This window comes from Algibacter sp. AS12 (assembly GCF_046736315.1).
Classification (GTDB): Bacteria; Bacteroidota; Bacteroidia; order Flavobacteriales; family Flavobacteriaceae; genus Algibacter_B; species Algibacter_B amylolyticus.
On record NZ_CP151841.1, the window covers coordinates 1,938,401 to 1,964,647 of the forward strand.

Below are 26,247 nucleotides of genomic sequence, written 5' to 3' on the forward strand. Positions count from 1 at the left end.
CTTACTGTGTTGTCTTTTTCAGGCTTGTTTTTCGTCCTAACCCAAAAGCAACTAGAGTTAAAGACATACCAACAAACATTAAATAACCGCCTATGTGTGGTAACGACGTTACGTCGAAATTTAGTAGTTTTTGAAAACCTAATAATGGTGGTTTGTAAGACATTGGTGTGCCATCAGGATTGGTTACTTTTATAATAGCATGCGGGTCTAAGTTACTTCCGTAATCAATAAGCCAATTATTAAAATCGTACATACCCAATATACCCAATACAGACATAAGCAAGAACCAGCCTAAAAAGTACTTGTAACTTACTTTTTTAAGATAGCCTAATAGTCCTATAACAACGCCTAAAATTACCATAGCTATAATTACTTTAGGGAAAACTGAGAACTCCCACATATCTTCTGCTTTCGGAATGGTTTTCATTCCTATGTAGTGGTTTAAGCCGTCTATGTTTTGTAAATCGAACTCTTGTACGCCTTTAATACCTTCAATGTAGATATTCATTCCTAAGGGTTCAGGATATTGTGGAGCACCTAACATAATGTTCCATAAAGGGAATTTAAAAAGCCCTAGTAATAATAAGGATCCTAATATCATTATAATTCCAGCCTTTTTCATAATCTTTTAGTATTAGATAATTAGTCATCTAGTGATACCAAATTGGTAATCAAGTATTTTGAAGTTTATTTGGTGTTTTTAGTGATTTAAAAAGAAAGGCGAGAGCGACATGTCAACTCTCGCCTTATGTTAGGGAAATAAACACTAAAACAAAATTTCCCTAAGTTTTATTAGTGCTTAACTATTCTCCTAAAGACCAAGCCAATTCAATGTTTGAACTAGCAGGAGACACACGAACATAACCTTGCATTTCTTGGTGTAATGCAGAACAGAAATCTGTACAGTAGAATGGCCATACACCAACTCTTTCTGGTTTCCATGTTAATGTTTTTGTTTGTCCAGGTGCAATTAATAACTCGGCATTTCTAGCGCCAATCATTGCGAAACCATGAGGGACATCAAAATCTTGCTCTAGGTTAGTAATATGAAAGAATACGTTGTCTCCAACTTTTATGCCTTCTATATTATCTGGTGAAAAGTGACTGCGAATCATAGTCATATATACATGAACGTTTTTACCATCTCTAACTACTTTAGTGTCGGCATCGCTTAACGCTTTGTGAGGATGTTGATTTTCCGATAACTTAAAGATTTTACGAGAGTTATTTTTAATAATTTCTGCTGGAATAGCTGCTGCATAATGAGGTTCTCCGTGTGTTGGAAAATCTAAAAGTAGTTCCATTTTATCACCCGAAATATCATATAATTGAGCAGAATGTTCCATTTCTGGACCTGTTGGTAAATAACGGTCTTTTGTTATTTTGTTCATAGCAAACATATATTTTCCAAAAGGTTCGGCAGAGTTTCCTCCAGGTATTGTTAAGTGGCCTACAGAGTAATATGTTGGTTTTCTGTCAATAACTTCCCAAGTTCCTAATTTCCATTTTACAACTTCAGATGAAATGAAGAATGTAGTATATGCGTTTCCTTTACCATCAAATTCAGTATGTAAAGGTCCTAATCCTGGTTGTTCAACCGAGCCCGCTAAAACATCTTCGAAATTTAATACTGGAATTCCATAAGCTTCTCCTGCAAATTTTTCGTTTTTAATAGCGTCTAGCATTTTTGTAAATGAATGCACTGTTAAATTAGCAGACAGTTTACCGTTACCAACAATGTACTCTCCAGAAGGATCCACATCACATCCATGAGGTGATTTTGGCGTTGGGATTAAGTACACAGCTCCTGGAACATCGGATGGATTTACCACACGTACTTCTTTTTTTAATGTGGAGGTTGCTGAATGGGTATCATCGTTATATATGTTATGTGCGTAACTTGCTGGCATCATTTTACCACCACCATTATTTACATATTCTTCAATTTTTTTCCAGTTTATAGCTGCAATAAAATCTTTGTCATTTTGAGATGCATTCACTTCTAATAGAGAGTTTGCTTCTTCAGTATTATATGTTGTAAAGAAGAACCAACCATGAGATTTTCCACGTCCAGGGTGCGATAAATCGTAGTTAAAACCTGGCATTAACACTTGAAATTTAATATCCATATGCCCATGTTCAGGATCTACAGAAATAAAGGATAAAGCGCCTTTAAAGTTGCCTTTATAGTCTTTAATAGACATATCTGATTGAGGAATAGGTACCGAAAAACGAGTTCCTGCAACTACATACTCTGTGTTTTCCGTTATAAACGAAGAACTGTGGTTACCAGCGCTATTTGGAACTTCAATAATTTCTTCAGTTTCAAAAGTGGTTAAACTAATTCTGGCAATACGCGGGGTGTTGTTACCATTAATAAATACCCAACGACCATCTAATTTTCCTTTAGTTTGAGAAATGTCTGGATGATGCGAATCGTCCCAAGGCACAAAGCCAAAAGAAGTTTCTAACATAGGTTTTGTTTCTTCAGAATATCCATATCCATTTGTAGGAAATTGAGAAAACACAGGTATTTCCTTAAACATTCTTCCAGATGGTAATCCGTAAACCGTAAGGTTACCACTATAGCCACCAGAGATAAATGCGTAATGCGAATCGTGTTCTCCTGGTGCTATATATACTTTTTCTGCGTTGTTGCTAGATAGGGCTCCAGAATTACTAGATTTACCCGAATTATTGCAACTTGTAAGTGCGGCAAAAAGGGCTACAATTACAAATGTTGATTTTAGTATTTTTTTCATTGTGTAATAGTTTAATTAGTGTTTATATTATGCAGTTGGAGGTAATAAAACTTTATCTATAACGTGAACAATTCCGTTACCGGCCTTAATACTTGCTAGTATTTTTGCTCCGCCAATAATAGGTTCTCCGTCTACTACTTCTACTTTTACATAACCGTTATTAGCTTGTCCAAGTTTTTTAAATTTCTTTAAAAAGTCTTTAGAGTAGTTGCCAGGAGTTACATGATACTTTAAAATATTAGCTAAATCATCTTTGTTTTCTGGTTTCAATAAGTTCTCAATCGTACCTTCTGGCAAAGCAGAAAAAGCTTTGTTAGTTGGAGCAAAAACCATTAATGGTCCCGCATTTACTAAAGCATTTTCTAATTGAGCAGCTTGTACAGCTGCCACTAGTGTGGTGTGATCTTTAGAGCCCATGGCAATACTTAAAACGGTTGTTCCTAAATCACCTTCAATGAAAGCTTGACCAGTGCGTTCTATAGACTGTGTTTCAACTTGTGCTTCTGAAGCTGTGGCTGAAACCTCTTTATTAGCCTCTTTACACGAGCAGAAAAGCACTGCAACTGCAAAGACCAAAAGCAGGTGTTTAGTTAGTTTCATGATTTTTATTTTAAGGTTCTAAAATATTCTAAAACAGCTCTTGCTTCTTCTTTAGTAAGATGTTGGTTTGCCATAGGAGCACCATTAAATTCCATTAATAAATCTTTCGCTAATGGATCTTCTTTTACCATCTGTTCTGGGTTTAGTATCATGTTCATTACCCATTCTGGAGATCTTCTTTCTAAAATACCTGTTGGTGCAGGACCAATAAACTTCTTGTCGGCTCTGTGGCATGCGGTACACATTTTTTTGTAAACATCGGCACCGTGTGTTACCATAGCTTGATCAATTTCGGCAGGTAATTCTAAAGAGGTTATTGGCCCAACGCCTTTATTACTTAAATCTACCCTTTTTGAGGGAGGCGTTTTTTCTGCTTTAGGGGCAGCTTTAGTTTCTGTGGTTTCTTTCTTGTCATAAGAAAAACCAGCTTTCTTTTTTTCTTCTTTTCCGCCACAGCTAATAAGAAGTACTATTAATAAGGTTGTTAAAATTTTTAGTGTTGTTTTCATTTTATTTTCATTTTAGTAGTCAAATGTATTGTGTTAAAACAACTAATTTTATGATATAAATCATATTTAGGATAAAATTGTCTTTTTTAAAAATTCAGTATAGAAAGTGTGTTCAAATACCTTTAAAAATGTAGTGTTTTAGTCGTTTGATTGCTTGTGGAGTAGAAGGAAATAGCCAATAAAATTAATCTGCTTATAGGTTAATTTATTGTTTGTTTTAGGGAGAAGTGTTTGGTTAAAAGAAGTTACTGTGCGTGTTTTAATAAAGCTCTTTTGTAAAAGCTCTAATTAAGTACATTTAACAATAGATTGTATTTTGAGGTACTGGTTTTTTTACTTAAAAATAGAACCTAACAAAAGGTGCCCAAGGGTCTGCATAAATACTTTTTTCGGTGTCGTATAAAACATCGTACCTTATACCTAATGTAACATTGCCACTTCTATAACCGGCTCCCAAATATAACGCCGGAATCCAATAGTTATCTGCAGGAAGGTCAATATTAGTATTGTAACGGCGGTTAACATTAAGTTGCTCAAATTCTGCAGAAAGTTGTACTTCTCTTATTACATTATATAGCGCTACTAAACTTCCTCCTAAAATAGTAGATTTATAAGCGTTTTTTTGATTGTTGAACGTAGCATTTAATCCTAATCCTAACGAAAAATTATTATCAAATTCATAAATAGCACTCGGGGCTACTGTAGCGCTAAAAAAGCCATCGCCAAAATTTAAACCTAAACCTCCGCCAAATCTCACGTGGTCCCAGAAATCCGATGGTGTATCTTGGGCATTAACATTTAGGGAGCAAAATAAAAGTATGGTGAAAAGAAGGACGATTTTTTTATTTATCAAAAGAATTGAATTCATAGCGGCGTGAAATCTTTAAAAAATTAACAAAATTTTAGGCATATTCGTTAATTGAATATTATTTGCCATAAATATAGTTAAAGAATCATCTAATTTTAGTAAAAGTTGTATTTTTGGTGAATATTTTGATTAAACTATACGTGATTACAAATAACAATGGATAAATTTTCATTTTTAAACGCAGCACATACAGCATATTTCGCTGATTTATACGAACAGTATCAACAAAGTCCAGATTCAGTCGAGCCAAGTTGGAGAGCCTTTTTCCAAGGGTACGATTTTGGTAGTGATAATTACGGATTAGAAGGTGAAATTGTTGAAGGTGTATCTACTCAAATACCAGAACAAGTTCAAAAAGAATTTCAAGTTGTAAGATTAATTGATGGTTACAGAATGCGTGGACATTTGTTTACAAAAACAAATCCGGTTCGTGCAAGACGTACTTATCAACCAACTTTAGAAATCGAAAATTTCGGACTTAGCGCAAACGATTTAGATACCGTTTTTAATGCCGGAGATATTTTAGGGATTGGTGTTAAAACCCTTCGTGAAATTATTATTCATTTAGAAAAAATATATTGTAGTTCCATAGGAATTGAGTATATGTACTTGCGTAATCCAGAAGTAATTGCATGGTGGCAAGAACAACTTAATAAAAATGATAATCAGCCAAATTTTTCAGCTGAAACAAAAAAATATATTCTTTCAAAATTAAACCAAGCCGTTACTTTCGAAAACTTTTTGCAAACTAAATATGTAGGCCAAAAACGTTTCTCATTGGAAGGTGGCGAATCCTTAATTCCAGCTATTAGTAACGTGCTTTTTTATGCCGTTGAAAAACATGGTGTTAAGGAGTGTGTACTTGGTATGGCACACCGTGGGCGTTTAAGTACGCTAATTAATATTTTTAGAAAACCTGTTAACGAGCTTTTTAGTGAGTTTGATGGTAAAGATTTTGAAGATGCAGATATTGATGGTGATGTAAAATACCATTTAGGTTTAACACTCGATAAAACGTACCAAAACGGTAAAAATATTAAGATGAATTTGGTGCCTAATCCATCGCATTTAGAAACCGTTGCTCCTGTTGCCGAAGGTATTACTAGAGCAAAGATTGATAGCGATTATAATGGCGACGATTCTAAAATACTTCCAATAATTGTGCATGGAGATGCTGCAATTGCAGGGCAAGGTATTGCTTACGAAGTTGCTCAAATGAGTCAATTGGCTGGTTATAAAACAGGAGGAACTGTACATATAGTAGTAAATAACCAAATTGGGTTTACAACTAACTATTTAGATGCACGTTCTAGTACCTATTGTACAGATGTTGCAAAGGTTACTTTATCTCCAGTTTTACATGTAAATGCTGATGATGCCGAAGCGGTAGTTCATGCTGTTGAATTAGCGTTAGAATACAGAATGCGTTATAAAAAAGATGTGTATATCGATTTATTAGGCTACAGGAAATATGGTCATAATGAAGGTGATGAGCCTCGTTTTACACAACCAAAATTATATAAGGAAATTGCTAAACACGCAAACCCTTTTAAAATTTATGCCGATAAATTAATAGCAGAAAATACTATCGATCAGGGGTATGTAGATAATATAATTTCAGATTTTAAAGACACTCTAGAAAGTGAGTACACGAAGTCTAAAAAGGCAAAATCTTCTAAGGTTCGCGAATTTATGCAGGAACGTTGGACGGATTTTGAGAGACAAGGTGTAGATGCCATGCTTAAACCGGAAGATACTTCGTATTCAAAAGAAAAATTAGAAAGTATCTCAAAAGTAGTTTCAACAGTACCTGAAGGTGTTAAGTTTTTACGAAAAGCAGAACGTATTCTTGCTGGTCGTGAAAAAATGGTTTTTGAAAGTGATACTTTAGATTGGGGAATGGCCGAAACTTTAGCATACGGAAGTTTACTTGAAGAGGGTTTCGATGTTCGTATATCGGGTCAAGATGTGGAACGTGGTACTTTTAGCCACCGTCATGCTATTTTGCGCGATGAAATTTCAGAAGAACGTATTAATCTATTAAATACAAATCCAGAGAGTAAAGGGGAAATGTATATCTATAATTCCTTTTTATCAGAATACGGTGTGTTAGGTTTCGATTATGGATATGCCATGGCAAACCCAAATACCTTAACCATTTGGGAAGCACAGTTTGGTGATTTTAGTAATGGTGCTCAAATTATATTCGATCAATATCTATCGGCTGCCGAAGATAAGTGGAAAGCTCAAAACGGTATTGTGGTTCTTTTACCTCACGGTTATGAAGGTCAAGGATCTGAGCACTCATCTGCAAGAATAGAACGTTACCTGCAATTATGTGGTGATGATAATATGATTGTAGCAGATTGTACAACACCTGCAAACATGTTCCATTTACTGCGTCGTCAAATGAAACGCAGTTACAGAAAACCATTAATTGTTTTTACTCCTAAAAGTTTATTACGTCATCCAAAAGCTGTTTCTAGTATAAAAGAATTGGCTTCTGGTAAGTTTGAAGAAGTTATAGACGATACTATTAACCCTAAAAACGTTAAAAAATTAGTGTTCTGTACAGGTAAATTCTACTACGATTTATTAGCTGAAAGAGAAGAATTAAATAGAGAGGATGTTGCACTTGTTAGAATAGAACAATTATTCCCGCTGCATTTAGAGAAAATCCAAAGCGTTATTGATAAATATCCTAGTGTAGAAAATTATGTGTGGGCACAAGAAGAACCTAAAAACATGGGGGCATGGAGCCATATGTTACAACGTATGGATTTGGTTAAGCTAGAAGTAGCCTCTAGACCCTACAGTTCTGTACCAGCGCCAGGTTCCAGCACCAGAGATAAACGTAGACAACGTCGTGTAATTGATGCGGTTTTTGGAAACTTAGATAAAAAATAAAATTCAGATACAATTAAAATTATAAAAAATGATTTTAGAAATGAAAGTGCCTTCTCCAGGCGAATCTATTACAGAAGTAGAAATAGCAACTTGGTTAGTAGAAGATGGTGATTATGTTGAAAAGGATCAAGCTATTGCTGAAGTAGATAGCGACAAAGCAACACTTGAATTACCAGCTGAAGCTAGCGGAATTATTACGCTTAAAGCGGAAGAAGGTGATGCTGTTGAGGTTGGAGCTGTAGTTTGTTTAATTGATACAAGTGCAGAAAAACCAGCAGGAGGTGAGGCTCCAAAAGCTGAAGCTAAAGTTGAAGCTCCAAAAGCTGAGGCGCCTAAAGCAGCCGAAACTAAAACTTATGCTACAGGTACTGCAAGTCCTGCTGCTAAAAAGGTTTTAGCAGAAAAAGGAATAGATGCTACAACAATTACTGGAACAGGTAAAGCGGGACGCGTAACTAAAGAAGATGCTGTAAATGCAGTACCTTCAATGGGAACTCCAACAGGAGGTAGTCGTGGTACGTCTAGAAGTAAAATGTCTATGTTACGTCGTAAAGTAGCAGAGCGTTTAGTAGAAGTTAAAAATACAACGGCTATGTTAACTACGTTTAACGAAGTTGATATGTCGCCTATTTTTGCTTTACGTAAAGAATATAAAGAAACCTTTAAATCTAAACATGGAGTTGGATTAGGGTTTATGAGTTTCTTTACTCTAGCTGTAGTTAGAGCATTAGAAATGTATCCAGCAGTTAATTCAATGATGGATGGTAAAGAAATGTTATCATATGATTTTTGCGATATTAGTATTGCTGTTTCAGGTCCAAAAGGATTAATGGTGCCCGTAATTCGTAATGCCGAAAACTTAAGCTTTAGAGGCGTTGAGTCTGAAGTAAAACGTTTAGCGCTTAGAGCAAGAGATGGTCAAATTACTGTTGATGAAATGACAGGTGGTACATTTACTATTACAAATGGTGGTGTATTTGGAAGTATGTTATCTACACCAATTATTAACCCTCCACAAAGTGGAATTTTAGGAATGCACAATATTGTTGAGCGCCCTGTTGCTATTGATGGTCAGGTTGTAATTCGTCCAATTATGTACGTTGCTCTATCTTACGATCATAGAATTATTGATGGTAAAGAAAGTGTAGGCTTTTTAGTTGCAGTTAAAGAGGCACTAGAAAACCCAATAGAATTATTAATGAATAACGATGTTAAAAAAGCATTAGAGTTATAGTATTAAATAAACTAAATAAAAAAAGGTGTTACAATACTATTGTAACACCTTTTTTTTTGGTCGAATGTTTTGGGACAAATTTGACGACACTAACTAAAACAGACAATAAGATTTATTGCGACTACAATAACGGCTAAAATGCTTAACCCTATTATAATACATTTGTTTAGTGTGTTGTTTTCTTTTTCCATCTGGGAATCGAACATGTTCTTTAGGTTTTAAATTTATTTTAAAACTCTGCACCACTACAGTGCAGAGTATCTAAAAAATTCTCTCTCAAAAGAATTAATTAATAGCTCTGTAAAAGTAAAAGGAATGGCGGTGAAAAAAAATACGCACTTATACGTATTTTAAAATGAGTAGTTTAAAAAAAGTCTATAAAATGCAAAAGCTCTAGACCATTACAATCTAGAGCTTTCTTTAATTCTCCCTAAGAACTAATTAATAGCACTGTAAAGATAAGGGATATAAGTCTTACAAAAAATACGCACTTCTACGTATATTATAAAAAATCTTTATTTAAGGTTGCCCAAATGGATAATGATGTGGGCCTGTTATCTAATTTTAGTTTATGTACAACATTGCTTCGGTGTTTATCCACAGTTCTAATAGAAATAGATAGCTCGTCGGCAATATCTTGGCTTGTTTTATTTTCAGAAATAAGTTTCACTATTCTTAATTCAGATTTTGTAAGTAAGTCTAAAGTTTCAGGTTTGTTTTCTAAGGTGCTAGCATTTAAATAGGAGGCTATTTCTTCGCTAAAATAAGGCTTGCCTATAACAACTTGACTAATACAAGTTTCAATTTCTTCAATAGCAAACTCTTTTAAAATATAACCGTAAACACCACATTCTATGGCTTTATCATAAACTTCTTCCTCCTTATCAAAAGTTATTAGAATGACTTTGGTATCTAATTCATTTCTTTTGCAATCTTCAGCAATTTCTAAACCCGTTTTATATGGCATTCTAATATCTAGAATAGCAATAGTTGGTTTTAGTTTAACTATAAGGTTGTATGCCGCTTTCCCATCTTCTGCACTACCAATTATATTAAACCCTTTAGAGGTTAAAAAATCGGTTAAGCCTCTAAGCATTAACGGGTGATCATCAGCTATAACAATTGTAGTGTTCATTTAGTTTAGAGAGAGAATTGGATTGCTATTAATTTATAACTTTAAATATAGATATTTCTTTTCGTAATCTATGACTGCTTTGCCTTTTTTTAAAATATCGGCACCTATAATGCCATCTACAGGTTTCGAGTTGTGGTTTGTAAGTGCCATATTAACATGACTAAGGTTAAATAAAACTAAAACAACCTTGTTGTTATTCCACTTACCAATTTTAAGCTTGTTTTTTTTAGATGTTTTGGTTTCCATATCTATGGCGCCAGCACCAGCAGCTTTAATTAAAGAGTTTTCTGCCTTAAGTTTAAAGGTTTCTATACCTTCAAACCCTACACAAGAATTTGAGGCACCCGTATCTAAAATGAATAAACCTTTCTTACCGTTTATTGTGGCTTTAATTTCAAAATGATTGGTTTTAGTAAAGTGTAATTTCACTTTAGTATACCCTTTTTTCTCAAGAAATTCCTTCAACAATTCCATTTTATTAATTTTAAACAAATATAATCCTATAAAAACGATTATTTTTACGTAATAAAAAAAATTGACTTTGATAATTACAGATACGCACACACATTTATATAGTGAAGCTTTTGATGAGGATAGAAATGAGATGATAAACCGTGCTATTGAGCTAGGTGTTTCTCGTTTTTTTATTCCGGCAATAGATTCAGCTTTCACAGAATCTATGTTTCAATTAGAAAAAGATTTTCCAGATTATGTTTTTTTAATGATGGGTTTACACCCAACACATGTAAAGGATAATTATATTGAGGAGTTAAAACATGTTGAAGATAATCTTGCTAATCGACATTTTTATGCCGTTGGCGAAATTGGTATTGATTTGTATTGGGATAAGTCGACCTTAGAAATTCAAAAAGAGGCGTTTAAATATCAAATTCAACTCGCAAAAAAACACAAACTCCCTATTGTAATTCATTGTAGAGAGGCTTTTAATGAAATTTTTGAAGTTTTAGAAAGTGAAAAAGGAGACGATTTATTCGGGATATTCCATTGTTTTACAGGCACATTAGAACAAGCACACCAAGCCATATCATATAATATGAAGTTAGGTGTTGGCGGAGTAGCTACATTTAAAAATGGGAAAATAGATCAGTTTTTAAATGAAATTCCCCTAGAACATATAGTGTTAGAAACGGATTCACCTTATTTATCACCAGTGCCTTATAGAGGAAAACGTAACGAAAGCGGATATATAGTAAAGGTTTTAGAGAAGCTATCGGATATATATAACGTATCTTTAGATGAGATAGCTCAAGTTACAACCGAAAACTCTAAAGATATTTTTAAAATTTAAGAATGATAAAATCTAAGGCAAAAATACTTCTTATATATACAGGAGGTACAATAGGTATGGTTAAGGATTTTAAAACAGGATCTTTAAAAGCTTTCAATTTTAAAAATCTATTAGATAGAATTCCCGAATTACAATTGTTAGATTGCGATATTGATACAGTGTCTTTTAAAACACCCATTGATTCAAGCGATATGCAACCTAAATATTGGGTTCAAATAGCAGAAATTATAGAAACAAATTATCAAAATTTTGATGGATTTGTTATTCTTCACGGAAGTGATACCATGAGTTATTCGGCTTCAGCATTAAGTTTTATGCTCGAAAACTTAGCGAAACCAGTTGTGTTTACTGGGTCTCAGTTGCCAATAGGGGATTTAAGAACCGATGCTAAAGAGAATTTAATAACGTCTATCCAGGTGGCTTCATTACAAAGCGAAGGAAAGCCCATAGTTAAAGAGGTGTGTTTATATTTTGAGTATAAACTATATAGAGGTAATAGAACTACAAAATTAAATGCTGAACATTTTCAGGCATTTGTATCTTCAAATTATCCCGATTTAGCTGAATCTGGTGTGCATTTAAAAATTAATAAAGAGCATTTATTAAAACCAAATGAAGCAAAACAACTTAAGGTTAATAAAAAATTAGATGAAAATATTGCAGTTGTAAGGCTTTATCCCGGTATATCAAAAGTCGTTTTAGAAACTATTTTTAATGTTTCCGGCTTAAAAGCAGTTATTATTGAAACTTTTGGGGCAGGTAATTGTACCACAGAATCATGGTTTATTAATTTGTTAAACGACGCCATATTAAAAGGGATATATATTGTAAATGTAACACAATGTGCGGGCGGAAGTGTGCTTATGGGGCATTATGAAACAAGTAGTGCATTAAAAAAAATAGGAGTGATATCCGGAAAAGACATGACCACAGAGGCGGCCATAGCTAAATTGATGTATTTATTGAGTAAAAATTTTTCGGCTAACACATTCAAAACCAAATATGAAACAGCATTACGTGGTGAGATGAGTTAAAAATAACAGTAAATATTTTATCCTTTAAAGTTTTTTTTGTTATTTGAGCCCCGTAATTAAAGATTGATTATAGAGAGGTGGCCGAGTGGCTTAAGGCGCACGCTTGGAAAGCGTGTATGCGTTAATAGCGTATCGAGGGTTCGAATCCCTTCCTCTCTGCTCATATTTTTTATTTTTAATTGCTTTTTTTTTATATCTTTAACACTTTAACTAATAAAATTAAGATCGTACAACATGAAAAGATTATTTTCTATCCTAGCCATAACTTTAATGGTGGCATTCGGAACTGCTAATGCAACTACAATTGCAAACACTAGTACAGCTGTAACTACGGTTACAACAATGACACAAGATGACGCGCCAGCTGCAGAGCTTTCGTTCCATCAAAATTTAAAGAAGCGTTTTATTGAAGGAGGTGCCGGATTTATGGGTATTGTACTTTTATGTTTAATTCTAGGTTTGGCAATTGCTATTGAAAGAATTATCTTTTTAAACCTTTCTACAACAAATACAAAAAAATTAGCTCAATCTGTTGAAGATGCTTTAGCTTCTGGAGGTATTGAAGCAGCAAAGGAGGTTTGTAGAAATACAAAAGGACCTATTGCTTCTATTTACTATCAAGGTTTAGACAGAACTGATGAAGGTATTGAAGCTGCTGAAAAAGCTGTTGTAGCTTACGGTGGAGTTCAAATGGGACAATTAGAGAAAAACGTATCTTGGATTTCTTTATTTATCGCTTTAGCACCAATGCTTGGTTTCATGGGAACGGTTATTGGTATGATTCAAGCATTCGATAAAATTGAAGCTGCAGGAGATATGCAACCATCACTTGTTGCAGGTGGTATTAAAGTAGCACTTTTAACAACTGTATTTGGTTTAGTAGTAGCTATTATACTTCAAATTTTTTACAATTATATTATTGCTAAAATTGATAGTATTGTTAACGATATGGAAGATGCTTCTATTACGTTAATGGATCTATTAATCAGACACAAAAAGTAATAATTTAAAAAAACAAAAAATGGGTTTACATAAAATTTTAAAAATAGTGGCTTTCGCCTTAGCTATTATTGGAGCAATTATTGTTCTTTTAATAATAGCTGGAGATGAGGAATCTGCTTTAGGTATGAGTGGAAACTTACTCTACGTTGCTTATGCAGTACTAGGAATAGTATTAGCATTGGTAGTAATATTTGTTATTAAAGGTTTGTTTGCTGGCGATATTAAAAAGACATTAATTACTGTTGGTGCATTTGCCGCAGTTATATTTGTGTCTTACGCAATATCTTCTGGTACAGATTTAGATTTAAAACCTTTTACAGATAAAGGTTTAGATGTAGATGAAGGAACTTCTAAAACAGTAGGAGCTGGATTGTATGCATTTTATGCATTAGCTGTTGTAGCTATCGGATCTATGTTACTAGGTGGAGTAAAAAAAATCTTAAATAAATAAGTTATGGCAAAAAGAGCAGCACCAGAAGTAAATGCAGGCTCAATGGCCGACATTGCTTTCTTATTACTTATATTTTTCTTGGTAACAACAACAATTGAAACGGATTCGGGTATTAACCGTAAACTTCCTCCAATGGAAGAGTCTGAAGAAGATGTTGTCATCAAACAAAAAAACATTTTTACCGTGTTATTAAATGGTAAAGATCAGTTACTTGTTGAAGATGAAATCATGGAACTTAAAGATTTAAGATTAGCAGCTAAAGAATTTTTAGATAATGGAGGAGATAAGTCTTGTTCTTATTGTAAAGGGGCTAAAGATCCCGCATCATCTGATAATCCTGATAAAGCCATTATTTCCTTAGCAAATAATAGAGAAACAACTTATAAAACTTACATATCTGTTCAAAACGAATTGGTTGCGGCTTATAATGAGTTGAGAGATGCAAGAGCCCAGGCTTTATATAATATGCCGTTTACACAAATGGAAGCGGATTATAAAGATGTAAATTGGCCTGGAAATAAAGAGAAGCTTAAACAAAAGATAGATAAGATTAAAGCTGACTATCCTCAAAAGCTTTCAGAAGTACAAGAATAATTTAACATTTATAAAACATGTCTAAATTTAATAAGAAAAAAAGTGGCGAGATGCCGGCGGTTAATACAGCATCACTTCCTGATATTGTATTTATGTTATTATTCTTCTTTATGGTGGCCACAGTTATGAGGCAAAACACTTTAATGATTGAAAATAATTTACCGTTTGCCGATCAAGTTGAAAAGCTAGATAAAAAAGATTTGGTAATGTATATTTATGCAGGTAAACCAAGTGAAAACTATAAGCAATACGGAAGTTCGGCAAAAATTCAATTAAATGATAAATTTGCTGATGTTAAAGAGATTGCATCGTTTATTGCTGCCGAACGCGCTTCGAAACGTGAAGAATTAGTACCATATTTAACTACAGCTTTAAAAGTTGATAGTGATGCTAATATGGGATTAATTGGCGATATTAAACAAGAGTTACGTAAAGTTAATGCACTTAAAATAAACTATACCACTAAAAAGGGTAGTGTATTAGGTAACAATTAAATTTACATTCTTAATTTTATAAAAAAGGCGTTTTGATATATCAAAACGCCTTTTTATTTTCATTACTTTTACTACTAAATTAATAAACGTTAATGAAGTATTTTGTTGCTACTTTGCTTTTTATATGCACTGTCACCTTTAGTTTTGCCCAAGAGAGTACCGAAAAGGAGGTAGATTCGCTTTATAAAGAGGACCAGTTTTACGCCGGAGTTACTTATAACTTATTAGGCCAAATACCAGATGGTCTTAGTCAAAGTGGATTTTCGTTAGGTTTCCATTTAGGTTTTATTAAAGATATGCCTATTAATGCTAAAAGAAATGTAGCTATTGGAATAGGTTTAGGATATTCTGCGAACTCCTTTAATCAAAACTTATTAATCGGCGATGATGGTTTGGGTGGTTTTGAATACAGCGTATTAGAGGATAGTGATACTTACACTAAAAACAAATTCTCTACACATTTAATAGAAATGCCTATAGAGTTTAGGTGGCGCACATCTACACCAATCGAATATAACTTCTGGCGTATTTACACAGGTTTTAAGGTGGGTTATGTGTTTAGTAATACCACCAAGCATTTAGGTGATACGGAAGATTTTAAATATAACAATATTGATGATTTTAATGCCTTACAATATGGGTTTACTTTGAGTGCTGGATATAGCACTTGGAATTTTTATTTGTATTATGCTTTAAACCCTATTTTTACCAATGATGCTAAAATTGGTGGAGAGGCTATAGATACCAATGCAGTTAAAATTGGTTTAATGTTTTATATTCTTTAAATAAAAACAGGCTTATGAAAAATCTGATTTTTATTGGTTTACTTATAATTTCATTACTAACAAGCTGTCAAAACAAAACTAAAGCAAAAGAAGAAGTATCAGTTTCTGCTTCTGAGGAGCAAGTTGATTATGTTGAAAATCTATCTGATAGAATCCTTAAAGCTCAAAAAGATGGTGGTTTTTATAAGTTGACTGAAAGCGAAGCAAGTATAAAAATGGTTACAGGGTTAAATGAAACACTACAAAAATCTACTTATGCTAAAATTAAAGGACTTTTAGGAGATTATAAGGAATTAGAGTTTTATTCTTTAGAGGAAATTAAAAAGGATCAAGTTTACCAAATATATAGGTTTAGAGGTTATTTTGAATTGGGTTCTGATGTTGAAATACGTTCGGTTTTGGATTCTGAAGGTAAATTAGCAGGCTTTTTTGTTAAACCTTGGAAAGATAAACTGTAAACCTAATTATAACCAATACGTAACTAAAATTAACTGCGGAATAACGCCAATAAAGGTTCCAATTATTAATTCTATATAAGAATGTGCTTTTAGATGAAGTCGAGAAGTAGCAACTGCACCTGTACTTACAGCCATAAAAATTAACGTATCGTTTAAATTAATGCTAAAATGAATGCTAAGGGCTATAAAAAACATAAATACTCCAGTAATAGCAATCATATGAATACTTGCCTTAAACTTCATTACAGCAAGTAATAAACAGGCTATATTAGATATAAGTATACCCACAAAGAAAAAGTAGAGTTCTGGAGATTGTGAAGGTGTGAGTATTTTTTTTAATACGATTATAACAACAACACTATTTAGTAGTAATGGGTATATACGTTCCTTGGTAGTTTCAAGGTTAACGGTATTTACTATACCTATTAATTTAAGTATTAAATACAGTAAAAGGGGCAATATTATTGTAAGTATAAAAAGCGCTACTAATTTTGCTTGTATAATTTCTTCAGGAAAATATCTTGGAGAGATTGAAAAATAATAAACTACCCCGAATAGCGGCATTACTAAAGGATGAAAAATATATGATATACTCTTTAGTAGTCTATCCATTATATTTTTTTACGTAAACGCGCTACAGGTATATCTAGTTGTTCTCTATATTTTGCAACCGTTCTTCTAGCAATTGGATAGCCTTTATCTTTTAAAATACCAGCTAAATTCTCATCGGTTAAAGGCTTTTTCTTGTTTTCTTCTTCAACAACGGTTTCAAGGATTTTCTTTATTTCTCTTGTAGAAACGTCTTCACCCTGATCGTTTTTCATAGATTCAGAAAAGAACTCTTTTATTAATTTTGTGCCATAAGGTGTATCAACATATTTACTATTTGCTACTCTTGATACGGTAGATACATCCATATGAATTTCATCTGCAATATCTTTAAGTATCATGGGTTTTAAGTTACGTTCATCGCCAGTAAGAAAGTACTCTTTTTGGTAGTGCATAATAGCACTCATAGTAACAAATAAAGTCTGTTGGCGTTGTTTTATAGCTTCAATAAACCACTTGGCAGCATCTAACTTTTGTTTAATGAATATAACCGCATCTTTTTGAGATTTAGACTTGTCCTTAGCATCTTTATAGCCTTTAAGCATGTTGTTGTACTCTCTTGATACATGAAGCTCTGGAGCATTACGTCCGTTCAGTGTTAACTCTAATTCGCCATCCACAATTTTAATAGCAAAATCTGGAACAACGTGTTCTACAATTCTATTGTTTCCAGCGTAAGATCCTCCTGGTTTTGGATTTAAATGCTCAATTTCATTAATGGCATCTTTTAACTGAGTTTCGGTAATATTGAATTTATTAAGTAACTTTTTGTAATGCTTTTTTGTAAACTGATCGAAAGCATTATCGATAATATTAATAGCTAATTCGGTATCTGCCGTTTTTTCTTTTCTATGTAATTGAATACTTAAGCATTCTTGTAAGTTTCTAGCGCCAACACCAGCCGGATCTAATTGATGCACAATTTTTAACACTTTCGCCACTTGCTCTTCTGTGGTGTAAACACTTTGTGTAAATGCTAAATCATCTACAATATCACTTATTTCTCGTCTTATGTATCCGCTTTCGCCAACACTTCCTACTAAGAATTCGGCAATATCACGCTCTTCGTCAGATAGTCTATAGGTATTTAATTGGCTAACTAAATGTTGAGTAAATGATGTTCCCGCGGCATACGGCATTGTTTTTTCTTCATCGTCGCTACTGTAGTTGTTTACTTGAGTTCTGTAATCTGGAATTTCATCGTCACTCAAATATTCGTCAACATTAATGTCCTCTGCATTTATAGAGTCATTGTCCTCGTAATCGTCTGTTGTGTTATCAAAATCAGAATCTAGTTCGTCCTTACTTTCCTCTTTCCCGCCTTCTAAAGCAGGATTTTCTTCTAATTCTTGCTTTAAACGTTGCTCAAAAGCTTGCGTTGGTAGCTGTATCAATTTCATTAACTGAATTTGCTGTGGCGACAGTTTTTGAGATAATTTAAATTGTAAAAATTGTTTAAGCATATTCTGATTTAAGGTTGTTACTCAAATATATAAAAAGGGATTAGTATACCCAAAGTATTATAAGTTTGACTTTTACAAAGATACTTTTTAAAATTCGGCATTTTGCGGGGTTCTAGGGAAAGGAATAACATCTCTAATGTTACTCATGCCTGTTGCAAACATTACCAAACGCTCAAAACCTAGCCCGAATCCAGAATGTACTGCCGTACCAAATTTACGTAAATCGAGGTACCACCAAAGTTCTTCTTCAGGAATGTTTATAGCTGCCATACGTTCTTTTAAAACATCCAAACGTTCTTCACGTTGCGCTCCTCCAACTATTTCTCCAATTCCAGGGAAAAGGATGTCCATAGCACGAACCGTTTTTCCATCGTCATTTAAACGCATGTAAAACGCTTTTATGTTTGCTGGGTAATCAAACAAAATAACAGGACATTTAAAGTGTTTTTCAACTAAAAAACGTTCATGCTCACTTTGTAAATCTGTTCCCCATTCATCAATAAGATATTTAAATTTCTTTTTCTTATTTGGTTTCGAATTTCTAAGTATATCAATAGCTTCAGTGTAGCTAACGCGTTTAAAATTGTTATCGGTAACGAAATTTAATTTTTCAATTAAAGACATTTCGCTACGTTCGGCTTGTGGTTTTGTTTTTTCTTCATCTTGAAGACGTTTATCTAAAAACTCTAAATCTTCACGATTGTTATCTAAAACATAAGTTATAACCGATTTCATAAAGTCTTCAGCTAAATCCATATTGCCTGCAAGGTCCATAAAGGCAACTTCTGGTTCAATCATCCAGAATTCTGCTAAATGGCGTGATGTATTGGAGTTTTCAGCTCTAAATGTAGGTCCAAAAGTATAGACCTTACCTAAAGACATGGCGTAAGTTTCAGCCTCTAATTGACCAGAAACCGTTAAGTTGGTTTCTTTACCAAAAAAATCTTTGGAGTAATCGATGTTACCTTCATCATTAAAAGGTGGGTTTTTGGCATCTAGGTTTGTAACTTTAAACATTTCGCCGGCACCTTCAGCATCACTTCCAGTTATAATAGGGGCGTGCATATAGTAAAATCCGTTGTCATTAAAATATTTATGAATAGCAAATGATAAGGCAGAACGTAAACGCATTACCGCACTAAAAGTATTTGTTCTGGTACGTAAATGTGCGTTTTCGCGTAAAAACTCGAACGAGTGTTTTTTAGGTTGAATAGGGTAGGTTTCCGGATCGGAATCACCTAAAACGGTTAAAGCACTAACTTTTATTTCAACATTTTGGCCTTTACCTTGGCTTTCAACCAATTCACCTTTTACATGAATGGCTGCGCCAGTTGTTACTCTATTTAAAAGGGCTTCATCAAAATTTTCGAAATCAACTACACATTGTATATTGTTAATAGTGGATCCATCGTTTAAAGCTATAAAGCGATTGGCTCTAAAGGTTCTTACCCAACCTTTAATTTCTACTTCTGGGATTATTATATCTTGTGTTAGTAATTCTGAAATAGTTCTTAATTGCATATTGAAAAATTTATAATGTAAATATAAAATTTTCAAATATTATTACTGTTAGCTATTAGGCTAAATTGTAAAATATTACTGTTAAAATTTTATGCTTCAGATTCGTCCTCTTCAGGAATAATATTTATTGTAGGTTCCCTAAGCACCTCCTTATTAGCTATACTGCGCTCTAGCGACAATAACAGAGAAGGTAGTAGTAGTAAATTTGATAACATAGCAAATAGCAATGTTGCAGAAACTAAAGCACCTAGAGCTACCGTACCACCAAAACTAGAAATGGTAAATACCGAGAATCCAAAAAACAATACTATGGAAGTATAAAACATACTTACACCGGTTTCGCGTAAAGCGCCATAAACAGAAACTTTAATTTTCCAGTTATTGGCTTGAAGCTCTTGTCTGTATTTAGCCAAAAAGTGAATGGTATCATCTACCGAAATACCAAAAGCAATACTAAATACAAGTATGGTTGAAGGTTTTATTGGAACGCCTAAATAGCCCATTAAACCGGCCGTTATTATTAGCGGTAATAAATTAGGTATTAACGACACAATAATCATCCTACCAGAGCGGAACATATAAGCCATAAATATGGCAATTAATACAATAGCTAGGGTTAACGATATTACTAAGTTTTTTACCAAGTATTTTGTGCCTTTTTGGAATAATAATGCTTTTCCAGTCATGATAACATCATAACGTTCTTTTGGGAAAACTTTATCTATTTTAGTTTGAAGGTTTTCTTCAATACGTTCCATTTTATCGGTACCAATATCTTTCATAAAGGTTGTAATACGGCCATATTGCCCAGTACTATCTACAAAGTTTTTAAGTAAATCGACATTGGATGTTGAGTTTTTAGCATACGATAAAATAAAACTGTTTTCTTGAGAAGTTGGGAGTTGATAGTATTTTGTGTTGCCATTATAATAGGCTTGCTTAGAATATTTTACTAAACCAACTACCGAGATTGGTTTTGATAACTCTGGAGTTTCATAAATTAATTCTTCAAGTTCCTCCATGCGTTTTAAGGTAGATAGTTTCATAACGCCCTTTTTACGCTTGGTATCTATCATGATTTCCAATGGCATAATACCATTAAATTCATTCTCAAAAAACCTGATGTCATTTACAAACTCCGACTCCTGTGGCATATCTTCAATTAAACTCCCAGATGTTTTAATTTGGTAAATACCAATAATACTCACCACTAGTAATACAACAGATGTTATATAAATAGCAATTCGTTTTTTTCTTACCATGAGCTCCATCCAGTCTACAAAACCACCAATCCAACGTTTATTAAGATGCTCTAAGTGGCGATCTTTTGGATAAGGTAAAAAGCTATATATAATTGGGATTATTAGTAAACACAGAATAAAAATAGCTAATATGCTTAACGAAGCAACAACACCAAACTCCTTTAAAAGTTTACTCTCGGTTAATATAAAGGTTGCAAAACCAGATGCTGTAGTAACATTGGTCATTAACGTAGCATTACCAATTTTGGTAATAACACGCTGTAACGATTTTATTTTATTACCATGCAGCTTTACTTCATGCTGGTATTTATTAATTAAGAAAATACAATTAGGAATACCTATTACAATAATTAACGGCGGAATTAAGGCTGTTAAAACCGATACTTCGTAATTTAAAAAGCCAATAATTCCTAAAGTCCACATAACACCAATGCAAACCACAATCATAGAAATTAATGTAGCCCTAAACGATCTAAAAAAGAAAAAGAAAATTAATGAAGTCACTAATAAAGCAGCTAAAATGAAAGTGCTAATTTCATCTACTATATTTTGAGAGTTTAGTGTTCTGATATACGGCATACCAGACATTCTAACATCTACGTTATATTTGGCTTCAAAACTTTTAATTTTAGGTATTAAAACATCTACTATAAAATCTTTTCTTGCAGAGGTATTTACAATAGCTTTATCCATGTAAATAGCTGTACGTATGGTTTTAGTGTCTTTATTAAATAAAAAATTATCGTAAAAAGGATATTTTTCAAACAGCTCGGTTTGTAAGGTCTCAATTTGAGCTATGCTGGTTATAGAATCTTTAATAAAAGGCTCTAATAGGAATTTTTCATTTTCAGTATCCTTTATTAGTTTTTGAAGATCTTTTATAGAAATGACAGTTTCTACAGCTTCACTTTTCTTAAAATATTCCGAAAGGTTATTCCAAGCATTTAGCTTTTCAACAGTAAAAAGAGTGGTGTCTTTTACCCCAAGTACAATAAGATTACCCTCTTCACCAAAAGTTTCAAGAAACTTATTGTAAGTAATGTTTACCTCATGGTGGTCTGGTAACATATTAGCTTCGCTATAAGCTAAACGCATGTTGTCCCATTTCTGAGCTAACAATACCGTAGTGATAACAATACCTATTAAAATACCAATTTTGTTACGTAAAATTAAATTTGCCGTAACGTCCCAAAAATTCTTTGTAAAAAGTTTAAACATGCCTTAGTAAAAAAGATTCGCAAAGGTAGAAAAAACAAGGGTAATACCTGTTAACAATTAAAATAAACCTATTAATTTGATACAGTTATGTCTGTATTCAAAATTAAATAGTTGCTTAGCTATTGCTATGCTTTTAATTGCCATGTATTGGGCTTATTTATAAAGAAATGTTAAATGTAAATTTAAACGCAACATTATCGTCAATACTTGGTAAATGATAAGCGCCATATCTATAAGTAAAGCTTAAACCAAAGCCAAAAAGTATTTTATTAAGCTCAAAACCAGATTCGGTATAGCCTTTTTCTAACGAATCGAAAGTTATATTTTCATGTCTTTCTGGAAATTTCATGTCGCCAATTGCATAGCGTGTTATCAATACCAATTGCGGTTGGTAACTTTTAGAAATATTAAAAGGTTTCAAGAAATGTTTAAATTGAAAGGTAGTAAATCTGTCAGAAAAGAACTCGTTAAAAAACATAGTTTCAAAACTGTTTAATCCAGCTACCGAGAAGCGTTGGAGAATTTTCTCTTTTGTAATGTTGTTAGGGTAGGCGTGGTAAAGGTGTGTTAGTGGAATTTCTCCAAAGGCTAATCCAGATACGATTGTTAATTCGGAAAAAGCATTCTTTTTATCGCCAATATAACATAGGGTTCTAAAATCTAGTTTAGAAAAATTAAAATCGCCTCCCAAAACATTTTTTAAACTTTTGGTGTATTGAAAAGAGAATTTTGGATAGCCTTCGTGGGTAATCTGTTTTTTATTTTCTGAAGTTTTTAAGGTGTTAAAAGGGCTCCATTGTAATGCTATTTTAGCTGAAGTAACATCGAAATTTTCATAAGAATTGCCGTTAACATTGAAACCATAGGCGTAAGTAGGATCTATTTTACTTGTAGTTAACTCTGTTTCTGCAAGCCATTTATGACTTATTTCGTGCTCTAGGGCTATAGATTTTGTAATATGTTTATGGAATAGACTGATGTTTAAAAGGCGAGGTTCGAAAAATTGAAAAAAGCGTTTGTCCGTTAAAAACTTTGTGCTTCCTGTTTCCTGTAAGTCGTCTGTGTAGGCTAAATTTAGCCAGGTATTTGTTTGTTCGGCAAGTCTAATGCCACCACCTAAGCTATATTTAAAACGATGGTCTCTAAAACCATAAACCACATAAGAGTTTAATCTGTATCTTTCAGAAAATGCATTGTTCGTAACAACACCTAACCCCGTTCTTACGCCTTCGTATTGGTTGTATTTTATTAAATATCTTAAATCGGCATCAAAGTATTTTGATGGTAAATAACCGTTACCAAGGCTTTTTAATAACTTTCTCTTTTTAATAGAATCTTGTTTTGGCTCTGCGGTTTCTTCTATAAAAGATTGCGCTTGCACTAAGGTTGTGCCTATCAAGAATAAGAAAATAGAAAAATACTTAAACATTGGTTATAACGCTAAAAGCTAAATAATTTATAAAAAAAAAGCGACCTAATGCCGCCTTTAAAATTGAAATGAAGTTTTTTATTAAACAGTCATTATTTCTTTTTCCTTAACATCGAAAAGCTCATCGACTTTTTTAACGTGGATATCTGTTATTTGTTGTATATCTATTTCTGCGTTCTTTTTTAAATCTTCCGATACGTCATCATTTTTCTTAACATCATTCATAGCATCTTTTCTAGCAGTTCTAATACTTACTTTAGCATCTTCAGCTTCAGATTTTGCTTGTTTAGCTAGGTCTCTACGACGCTCTTCAGTTAATGGTGGTACATTAATAATAATGGTTTCGCCATTGTTCATTGGGTTAAAACCAAGGTTTGCATAAGCAATACCACGCTCAATTTCTTGAAGCATATTTTTTTCCCAAGGTTGTACAGTTATCGTTCTACCATCTGGTGTGTTTACATTGGCAACTTGACTAAGAGGTGTTTGAGAACCATAATAATCAACCATAACACTTCCTAACATGGCAGGACTTGCTTTACCTGCTCTAATGTTTAAAAACTGTTTTTTTAGATGCGCTAAGGCATTATCCATAGACTCCTTAGTACTGTCTAATATAAATTGTATTTCTTCGTTCATTGTATTAAACTTTTTTCAAATTATATAAAATGGTTCAAAAATTACGCCAAAAACTATACGTTTACAACTGTACCTATATTTTCTCCAGAAACTACTTTAAGTAAATTTCCTTTTTTATTCATATCAAAAACAATAATAGGCAATTTGTTTTCTTGACTTAGTGTAAATGCTGTGGTATCCATAACCTTTAAACCTTTTCTTAAGACATCATCAAAAGAAATAGAGTTGAATTTTACGGCGGTATTATCCTTTTCAGGATCTGCATTATAAATACCATCTACACGCGTACCTTTTAAAATAACGTCGGCTTCAATTTCTATGGCTCTTAAAACGGCTGCAGAATCTGTAGTAAAATAAGGATTTCCTGTTCCACCTCCAAAAATAACTACACGACCTTTTTCTAGGTGGCGCATGGCTTTTCTTCTAATAAATGGTTCGGCAACTTCGTTAATTTTAATAGCCGTTTGCAACCTTGTAGGTATATCGGCATCTTCCAACGCGCCTTGTAATGCTAATCCATTAATAACGGTAGCTAGCATGCCCATATGGTCGCCTTGTACACGATCCATACCTTTACTTGCTCCAGCAACACCTCTAAAAATATTACCACCTCCAATAACTATGGCAACTTCAATGCCTTTATCGGTAATGGTTTTTATGTCTTGAGCATATTCTGCCAAACGATCTGGGTCTATACCGTATTGGCGCTCTCCCATTAAAGCTTCGCCAGATAATTTTAGAAGTATTCTGTTATATTTCATCGGTTATTTATATTTCGATTTAGAACTTTGGCAAAGCTACACATTTTTTTTATTTTTTGAATTTATATAAAACGCGTTTTTTTGGAATAAAAAAACCACTACTCTTATTAAAGAATAGTGGTTTTGATTTTTATAATATTGCGTTTTCGCGGAATAGTTTATCCTACAGAAGCACGTTTGAAACCTGAAATTTCAACATCTCCATAAGAAGATACGTAATCTCCAACAGTTTTCTTTTCATCTTTAATAAACTTTTGATCTAAAAGACATTGCTCTTGATCTAAAGTAGTATTATCAGAAATAAAACGCTCCATTTTTCCTGGTAAAATTCTATCCCAGATTTGTTCTGGTTTACCTTCAGCTTTTAATTCTGCTTTTGCAGCTTCTTCAGCTTCAGCAATAACTTCGGGAGTTAATTGAGCCATAGAAATATAAGAAGGTACATTTTTAAGTGTTTTACCTAAACGTCCTAATTCAATATTATCTTTTTCAATAACTGCAATTCTAGCTTCAGTTTCCGATGCTACGAATGCAGGATCAAAATCTTTATAAGATAATGAAGATGCACCCATTGAAGCAACTTGCATTGCTACATCTTTAACTAAAACCTCAGCGTTATCAACTTTAGCAGTTAATCCAACTAAAGCAGCAATTTTGTTAATGTGAACGTAAGTACCAACATAGGCAGCTTCTAATTTCTCAAAAGCATTGATTTCTAATTTTTCACCAACAACACCAGTTTGTTCAACTAGTTTTTCTGCAACAGTCATACCTCCAAAATCGGCAGCTAAAAACTCCTCTTTAGAGCTTGTGTTTAAAGCAATATCAGCTAATTGGTTTGCTAGGGCTAAAAAGTTTTCGTTTTTACCAACAAAATCAGTTTCACATCCTAAAACAATAGCAACACCTTCAGTTTGGTCTGCATTAATTTTAGAAACAGCTGCACCTTCAGATGAATCTCTATCGGCTCTTTTTTCAGCTACTTTTTGTCCTTTTTTACGAAGCACTTCAATGGCTTTATCAAAATTACCTTCAGCTTCTACTAAAGCTTTTTTGCAATCCATCATACCTGCACCAGTTGCTTGTCTTAATTTATTAACCTCTTGGGCTGTAACTTTTACTGTAGTACTCATAGTAGTTATAATTTAAAAAAGTCGTTCAATATAATTTTCTATAAAGAAAAGAATTAAACGACTTAATTAT

Annotated in this window: 25 protein-coding genes and 1 tRNA gene; 11 read left to right on the forward strand and 15 right to left on the reverse strand. The window is 33.2% G+C overall.

Features of this window, described 5'->3' with window-relative positions:
• Position 1: 1 nt before the first annotated feature.
• The 5 genes from AAFN75_RS07980 to AAFN75_RS08000 all read right to left on the reverse strand — a co-directional run bounded on the left by AAFN75_RS07980 (position 2) and on the right by AAFN75_RS08000 (position 4,739).
• Entirely contained in the window at positions 2 to 622 is a 621-nt protein-coding gene (locus tag AAFN75_RS07980) for a hypothetical protein (RefSeq protein ID WP_144115046.1), read from the reverse strand.
• Positions 623 to 803: 181 nt separating this feature from the next.
• Positions 804 to 2,762, reverse strand: a complete 1,959-nt coding sequence (gene nosZ / locus AAFN75_RS07985; RefSeq protein ID WP_411809061.1) for a Sec-dependent nitrous-oxide reductase — start codon at positions 2,760 to 2,762, stop codon at positions 804 to 806.
• Positions 2,763 to 2,789: 27 nt separating this feature from the next.
• Positions 2,790 to 3,362 carry a fasciclin domain-containing protein gene (locus tag AAFN75_RS07990; protein WP_411809062.1) on the reverse strand — a complete coding sequence of 191 codons (573 nt, stop codon included), beginning with the start codon at positions 3,360 to 3,362 and terminating at the stop codon, positions 2,790 to 2,792.
• Between the two features lie 5 nt (positions 3,363 to 3,367).
• On the reverse strand, positions 3,368 to 3,871 hold the full coding sequence (locus tag AAFN75_RS07995; protein WP_411809063.1) for a c-type cytochrome: 504 nt from the start codon (positions 3,869 to 3,871) through the stop codon (positions 3,368 to 3,370).
• Positions 3,872 to 4,208: 337 nt separating this feature from the next.
• A complete protein-coding gene (locus AAFN75_RS08000) occupies positions 4,209 to 4,739 on the reverse strand; it encodes an alpha-ketoglutarate decarboxylase (RefSeq protein ID WP_411809064.1) in 531 nt (176 codons plus the stop codon).
• Positions 4,740 to 4,895: 156 nt separating this feature from the next.
• Here AAFN75_RS08000 and AAFN75_RS08005 point away from each other — a divergent pair, with 156 nt between their 5' ends.
• Both AAFN75_RS08005 and odhB read left to right on the forward strand, forming a co-directional pair.
• A complete protein-coding gene (locus AAFN75_RS08005; RefSeq protein WP_411809065.1) occupies positions 4,896 to 7,646 on the forward strand; it encodes a 2-oxoglutarate dehydrogenase E1 component in 2,751 nt (916 codons plus the stop codon).
• Between the two features lie 28 nt (positions 7,647 to 7,674).
• Entirely contained in the window at positions 7,675 to 8,880 is a 1,206-nt protein-coding gene (gene odhB, locus AAFN75_RS08010) for a 2-oxoglutarate dehydrogenase complex dihydrolipoyllysine-residue succinyltransferase (RefSeq protein ID WP_411809066.1), read from the forward strand.
• A gap of 502 nt (positions 8,881 to 9,382) precedes the next feature.
• On the opposite strand, the gene AAFN75_RS08015 is transcribed toward odhB, so the two are convergent.
• Complete coding sequence (locus tag AAFN75_RS08015; protein WP_144115053.1) at positions 9,383 to 10,015, reverse strand: response regulator; 633 nt, start codon at positions 10,013 to 10,015, stop codon at positions 9,383 to 9,385.
• A 33-nt stretch (positions 10,016 to 10,048) separates the two neighbouring features.
• Positions 10,049 to 10,489 carry a retropepsin-like aspartic protease gene (locus AAFN75_RS08020; RefSeq protein ID WP_411809067.1) on the reverse strand — a complete coding sequence of 147 codons (441 nt, stop codon included), beginning with the start codon at positions 10,487 to 10,489 and terminating at the stop codon, positions 10,049 to 10,051.
• Between the two features lie 67 nt (positions 10,490 to 10,556).
• Between AAFN75_RS08020 and AAFN75_RS08025 the strand changes: the two genes are divergently transcribed.
• The 9 genes from AAFN75_RS08025 (at position 10,557) to AAFN75_RS08065 (ending at position 16,142) form a co-directional block, all read left to right on the forward strand.
• Positions 10,557 to 11,324: a TatD family hydrolase gene (locus tag AAFN75_RS08025; protein WP_411809068.1), complete on the forward strand. Its 768-nt coding sequence runs from the start codon at positions 10,557 to 10,559 to the stop codon at positions 11,322 to 11,324.
• A gap of 2 nt (positions 11,325 to 11,326) precedes the next feature.
• A complete protein-coding gene (locus tag AAFN75_RS08030) occupies positions 11,327 to 12,358 on the forward strand; it encodes an asparaginase (RefSeq protein WP_411809069.1) in 1,032 nt (343 codons plus the stop codon).
• Positions 12,359 to 12,429: 71 nt separating this feature from the next.
• A tRNA-Ser gene (locus AAFN75_RS08035) sits at positions 12,430 to 12,517 on the forward strand.
• A gap of 75 nt (positions 12,518 to 12,592) precedes the next feature.
• Positions 12,593 to 13,360, forward strand: coding sequence for a MotA/TolQ/ExbB proton channel family protein (locus AAFN75_RS08040; protein WP_411809070.1), 768 nt, complete (start codon positions 12,593 to 12,595; stop codon positions 13,358 to 13,360).
• A 19-nt stretch (positions 13,361 to 13,379) separates the two neighbouring features.
• Complete coding sequence (locus AAFN75_RS08045) at positions 13,380 to 13,811, forward strand: hypothetical protein (RefSeq protein ID WP_144115056.1); 432 nt, start codon at positions 13,380 to 13,382, stop codon at positions 13,809 to 13,811.
• A gap of 3 nt (positions 13,812 to 13,814) precedes the next feature.
• On the forward strand, positions 13,815 to 14,405 hold the full coding sequence (locus tag AAFN75_RS08050) for an ExbD/TolR family protein (RefSeq protein WP_411809071.1): 591 nt from the start codon (positions 13,815 to 13,817) through the stop codon (positions 14,403 to 14,405).
• 17 nt (positions 14,406 to 14,422) lie between these two features.
• Complete coding sequence (locus tag AAFN75_RS08055) at positions 14,423 to 14,899, forward strand: ExbD/TolR family protein (protein WP_144115058.1); 477 nt, start codon at positions 14,423 to 14,425, stop codon at positions 14,897 to 14,899.
• A gap of 92 nt (positions 14,900 to 14,991) precedes the next feature.
• A complete protein-coding gene (locus AAFN75_RS08060; protein WP_411809072.1) occupies positions 14,992 to 15,684 on the forward strand; it encodes a porin family protein in 693 nt (230 codons plus the stop codon).
• A gap of 14 nt (positions 15,685 to 15,698) precedes the next feature.
• Positions 15,699 to 16,142: a hypothetical protein gene (locus tag AAFN75_RS08065; protein WP_411809073.1), complete on the forward strand. Its 444-nt coding sequence runs from the start codon at positions 15,699 to 15,701 to the stop codon at positions 16,140 to 16,142.
• Positions 16,143 to 16,148: 6 nt separating this feature from the next.
• Here AAFN75_RS08065 and AAFN75_RS08070 read toward each other — a convergent pair whose 3' ends face one another.
• The 8 genes from AAFN75_RS08070 to tsf all read right to left on the reverse strand — a co-directional run bounded on the left by AAFN75_RS08070 (position 16,149) and on the right by tsf (position 26,177).
• Positions 16,149 to 16,754 (reverse strand): hypothetical protein, encoded by a 606-nt coding sequence (locus tag AAFN75_RS08070; protein WP_411809074.1) that lies wholly within the window; start codon positions 16,752 to 16,754, stop codon positions 16,149 to 16,151.
• Positions 16,754 to 18,214, reverse strand: a complete 1,461-nt coding sequence (gene rpoN / locus AAFN75_RS08075) for an RNA polymerase factor sigma-54 (RefSeq protein ID WP_411809075.1) — start codon at positions 18,212 to 18,214, stop codon at positions 16,754 to 16,756. The genes AAFN75_RS08070 and rpoN overlap by 1 nt, the downstream gene beginning before the upstream one ends.
• Before the next feature lie 87 nt (positions 18,215 to 18,301).
• The gene (gene asnS, locus AAFN75_RS08080; RefSeq protein ID WP_411809076.1) at positions 18,302 to 19,735 is read right to left on the reverse strand and encodes an asparagine--tRNA ligase; all 1,434 of its coding nucleotides are present in this window, start codon (positions 19,733 to 19,735) and stop codon (positions 18,302 to 18,304) included.
• Positions 19,736 to 19,824: 89 nt separating this feature from the next.
• On the reverse strand, positions 19,825 to 22,215 hold the full coding sequence (locus tag AAFN75_RS08085) for an efflux RND transporter permease subunit (protein WP_411809077.1): 2,391 nt from the start codon (positions 22,213 to 22,215) through the stop codon (positions 19,825 to 19,827).
• Between the two features lie 157 nt (positions 22,216 to 22,372).
• Positions 22,373 to 23,644: a hypothetical protein gene (locus tag AAFN75_RS08090; protein ID WP_411809078.1), complete on the reverse strand. Its 1,272-nt coding sequence runs from the start codon at positions 23,642 to 23,644 to the stop codon at positions 22,373 to 22,375.
• An 81-nt stretch (positions 23,645 to 23,725) separates the two neighbouring features.
• Complete coding sequence (gene frr, locus AAFN75_RS08095; RefSeq protein WP_411809079.1) at positions 23,726 to 24,283, reverse strand: ribosome recycling factor; 558 nt, start codon at positions 24,281 to 24,283, stop codon at positions 23,726 to 23,728.
• A gap of 53 nt (positions 24,284 to 24,336) precedes the next feature.
• On the reverse strand, positions 24,337 to 25,044 hold the full coding sequence (gene pyrH / locus AAFN75_RS08100) for a UMP kinase (RefSeq protein ID WP_144115065.1): 708 nt from the start codon (positions 25,042 to 25,044) through the stop codon (positions 24,337 to 24,339).
• Positions 25,045 to 25,202: 158 nt separating this feature from the next.
• Entirely contained in the window at positions 25,203 to 26,177 is a 975-nt protein-coding gene (gene tsf, locus AAFN75_RS08105; RefSeq protein WP_411809080.1) for a translation elongation factor Ts, read from the reverse strand.
• Between the last annotated feature and the right edge of the window lie 70 nt (positions 26,178 to 26,247).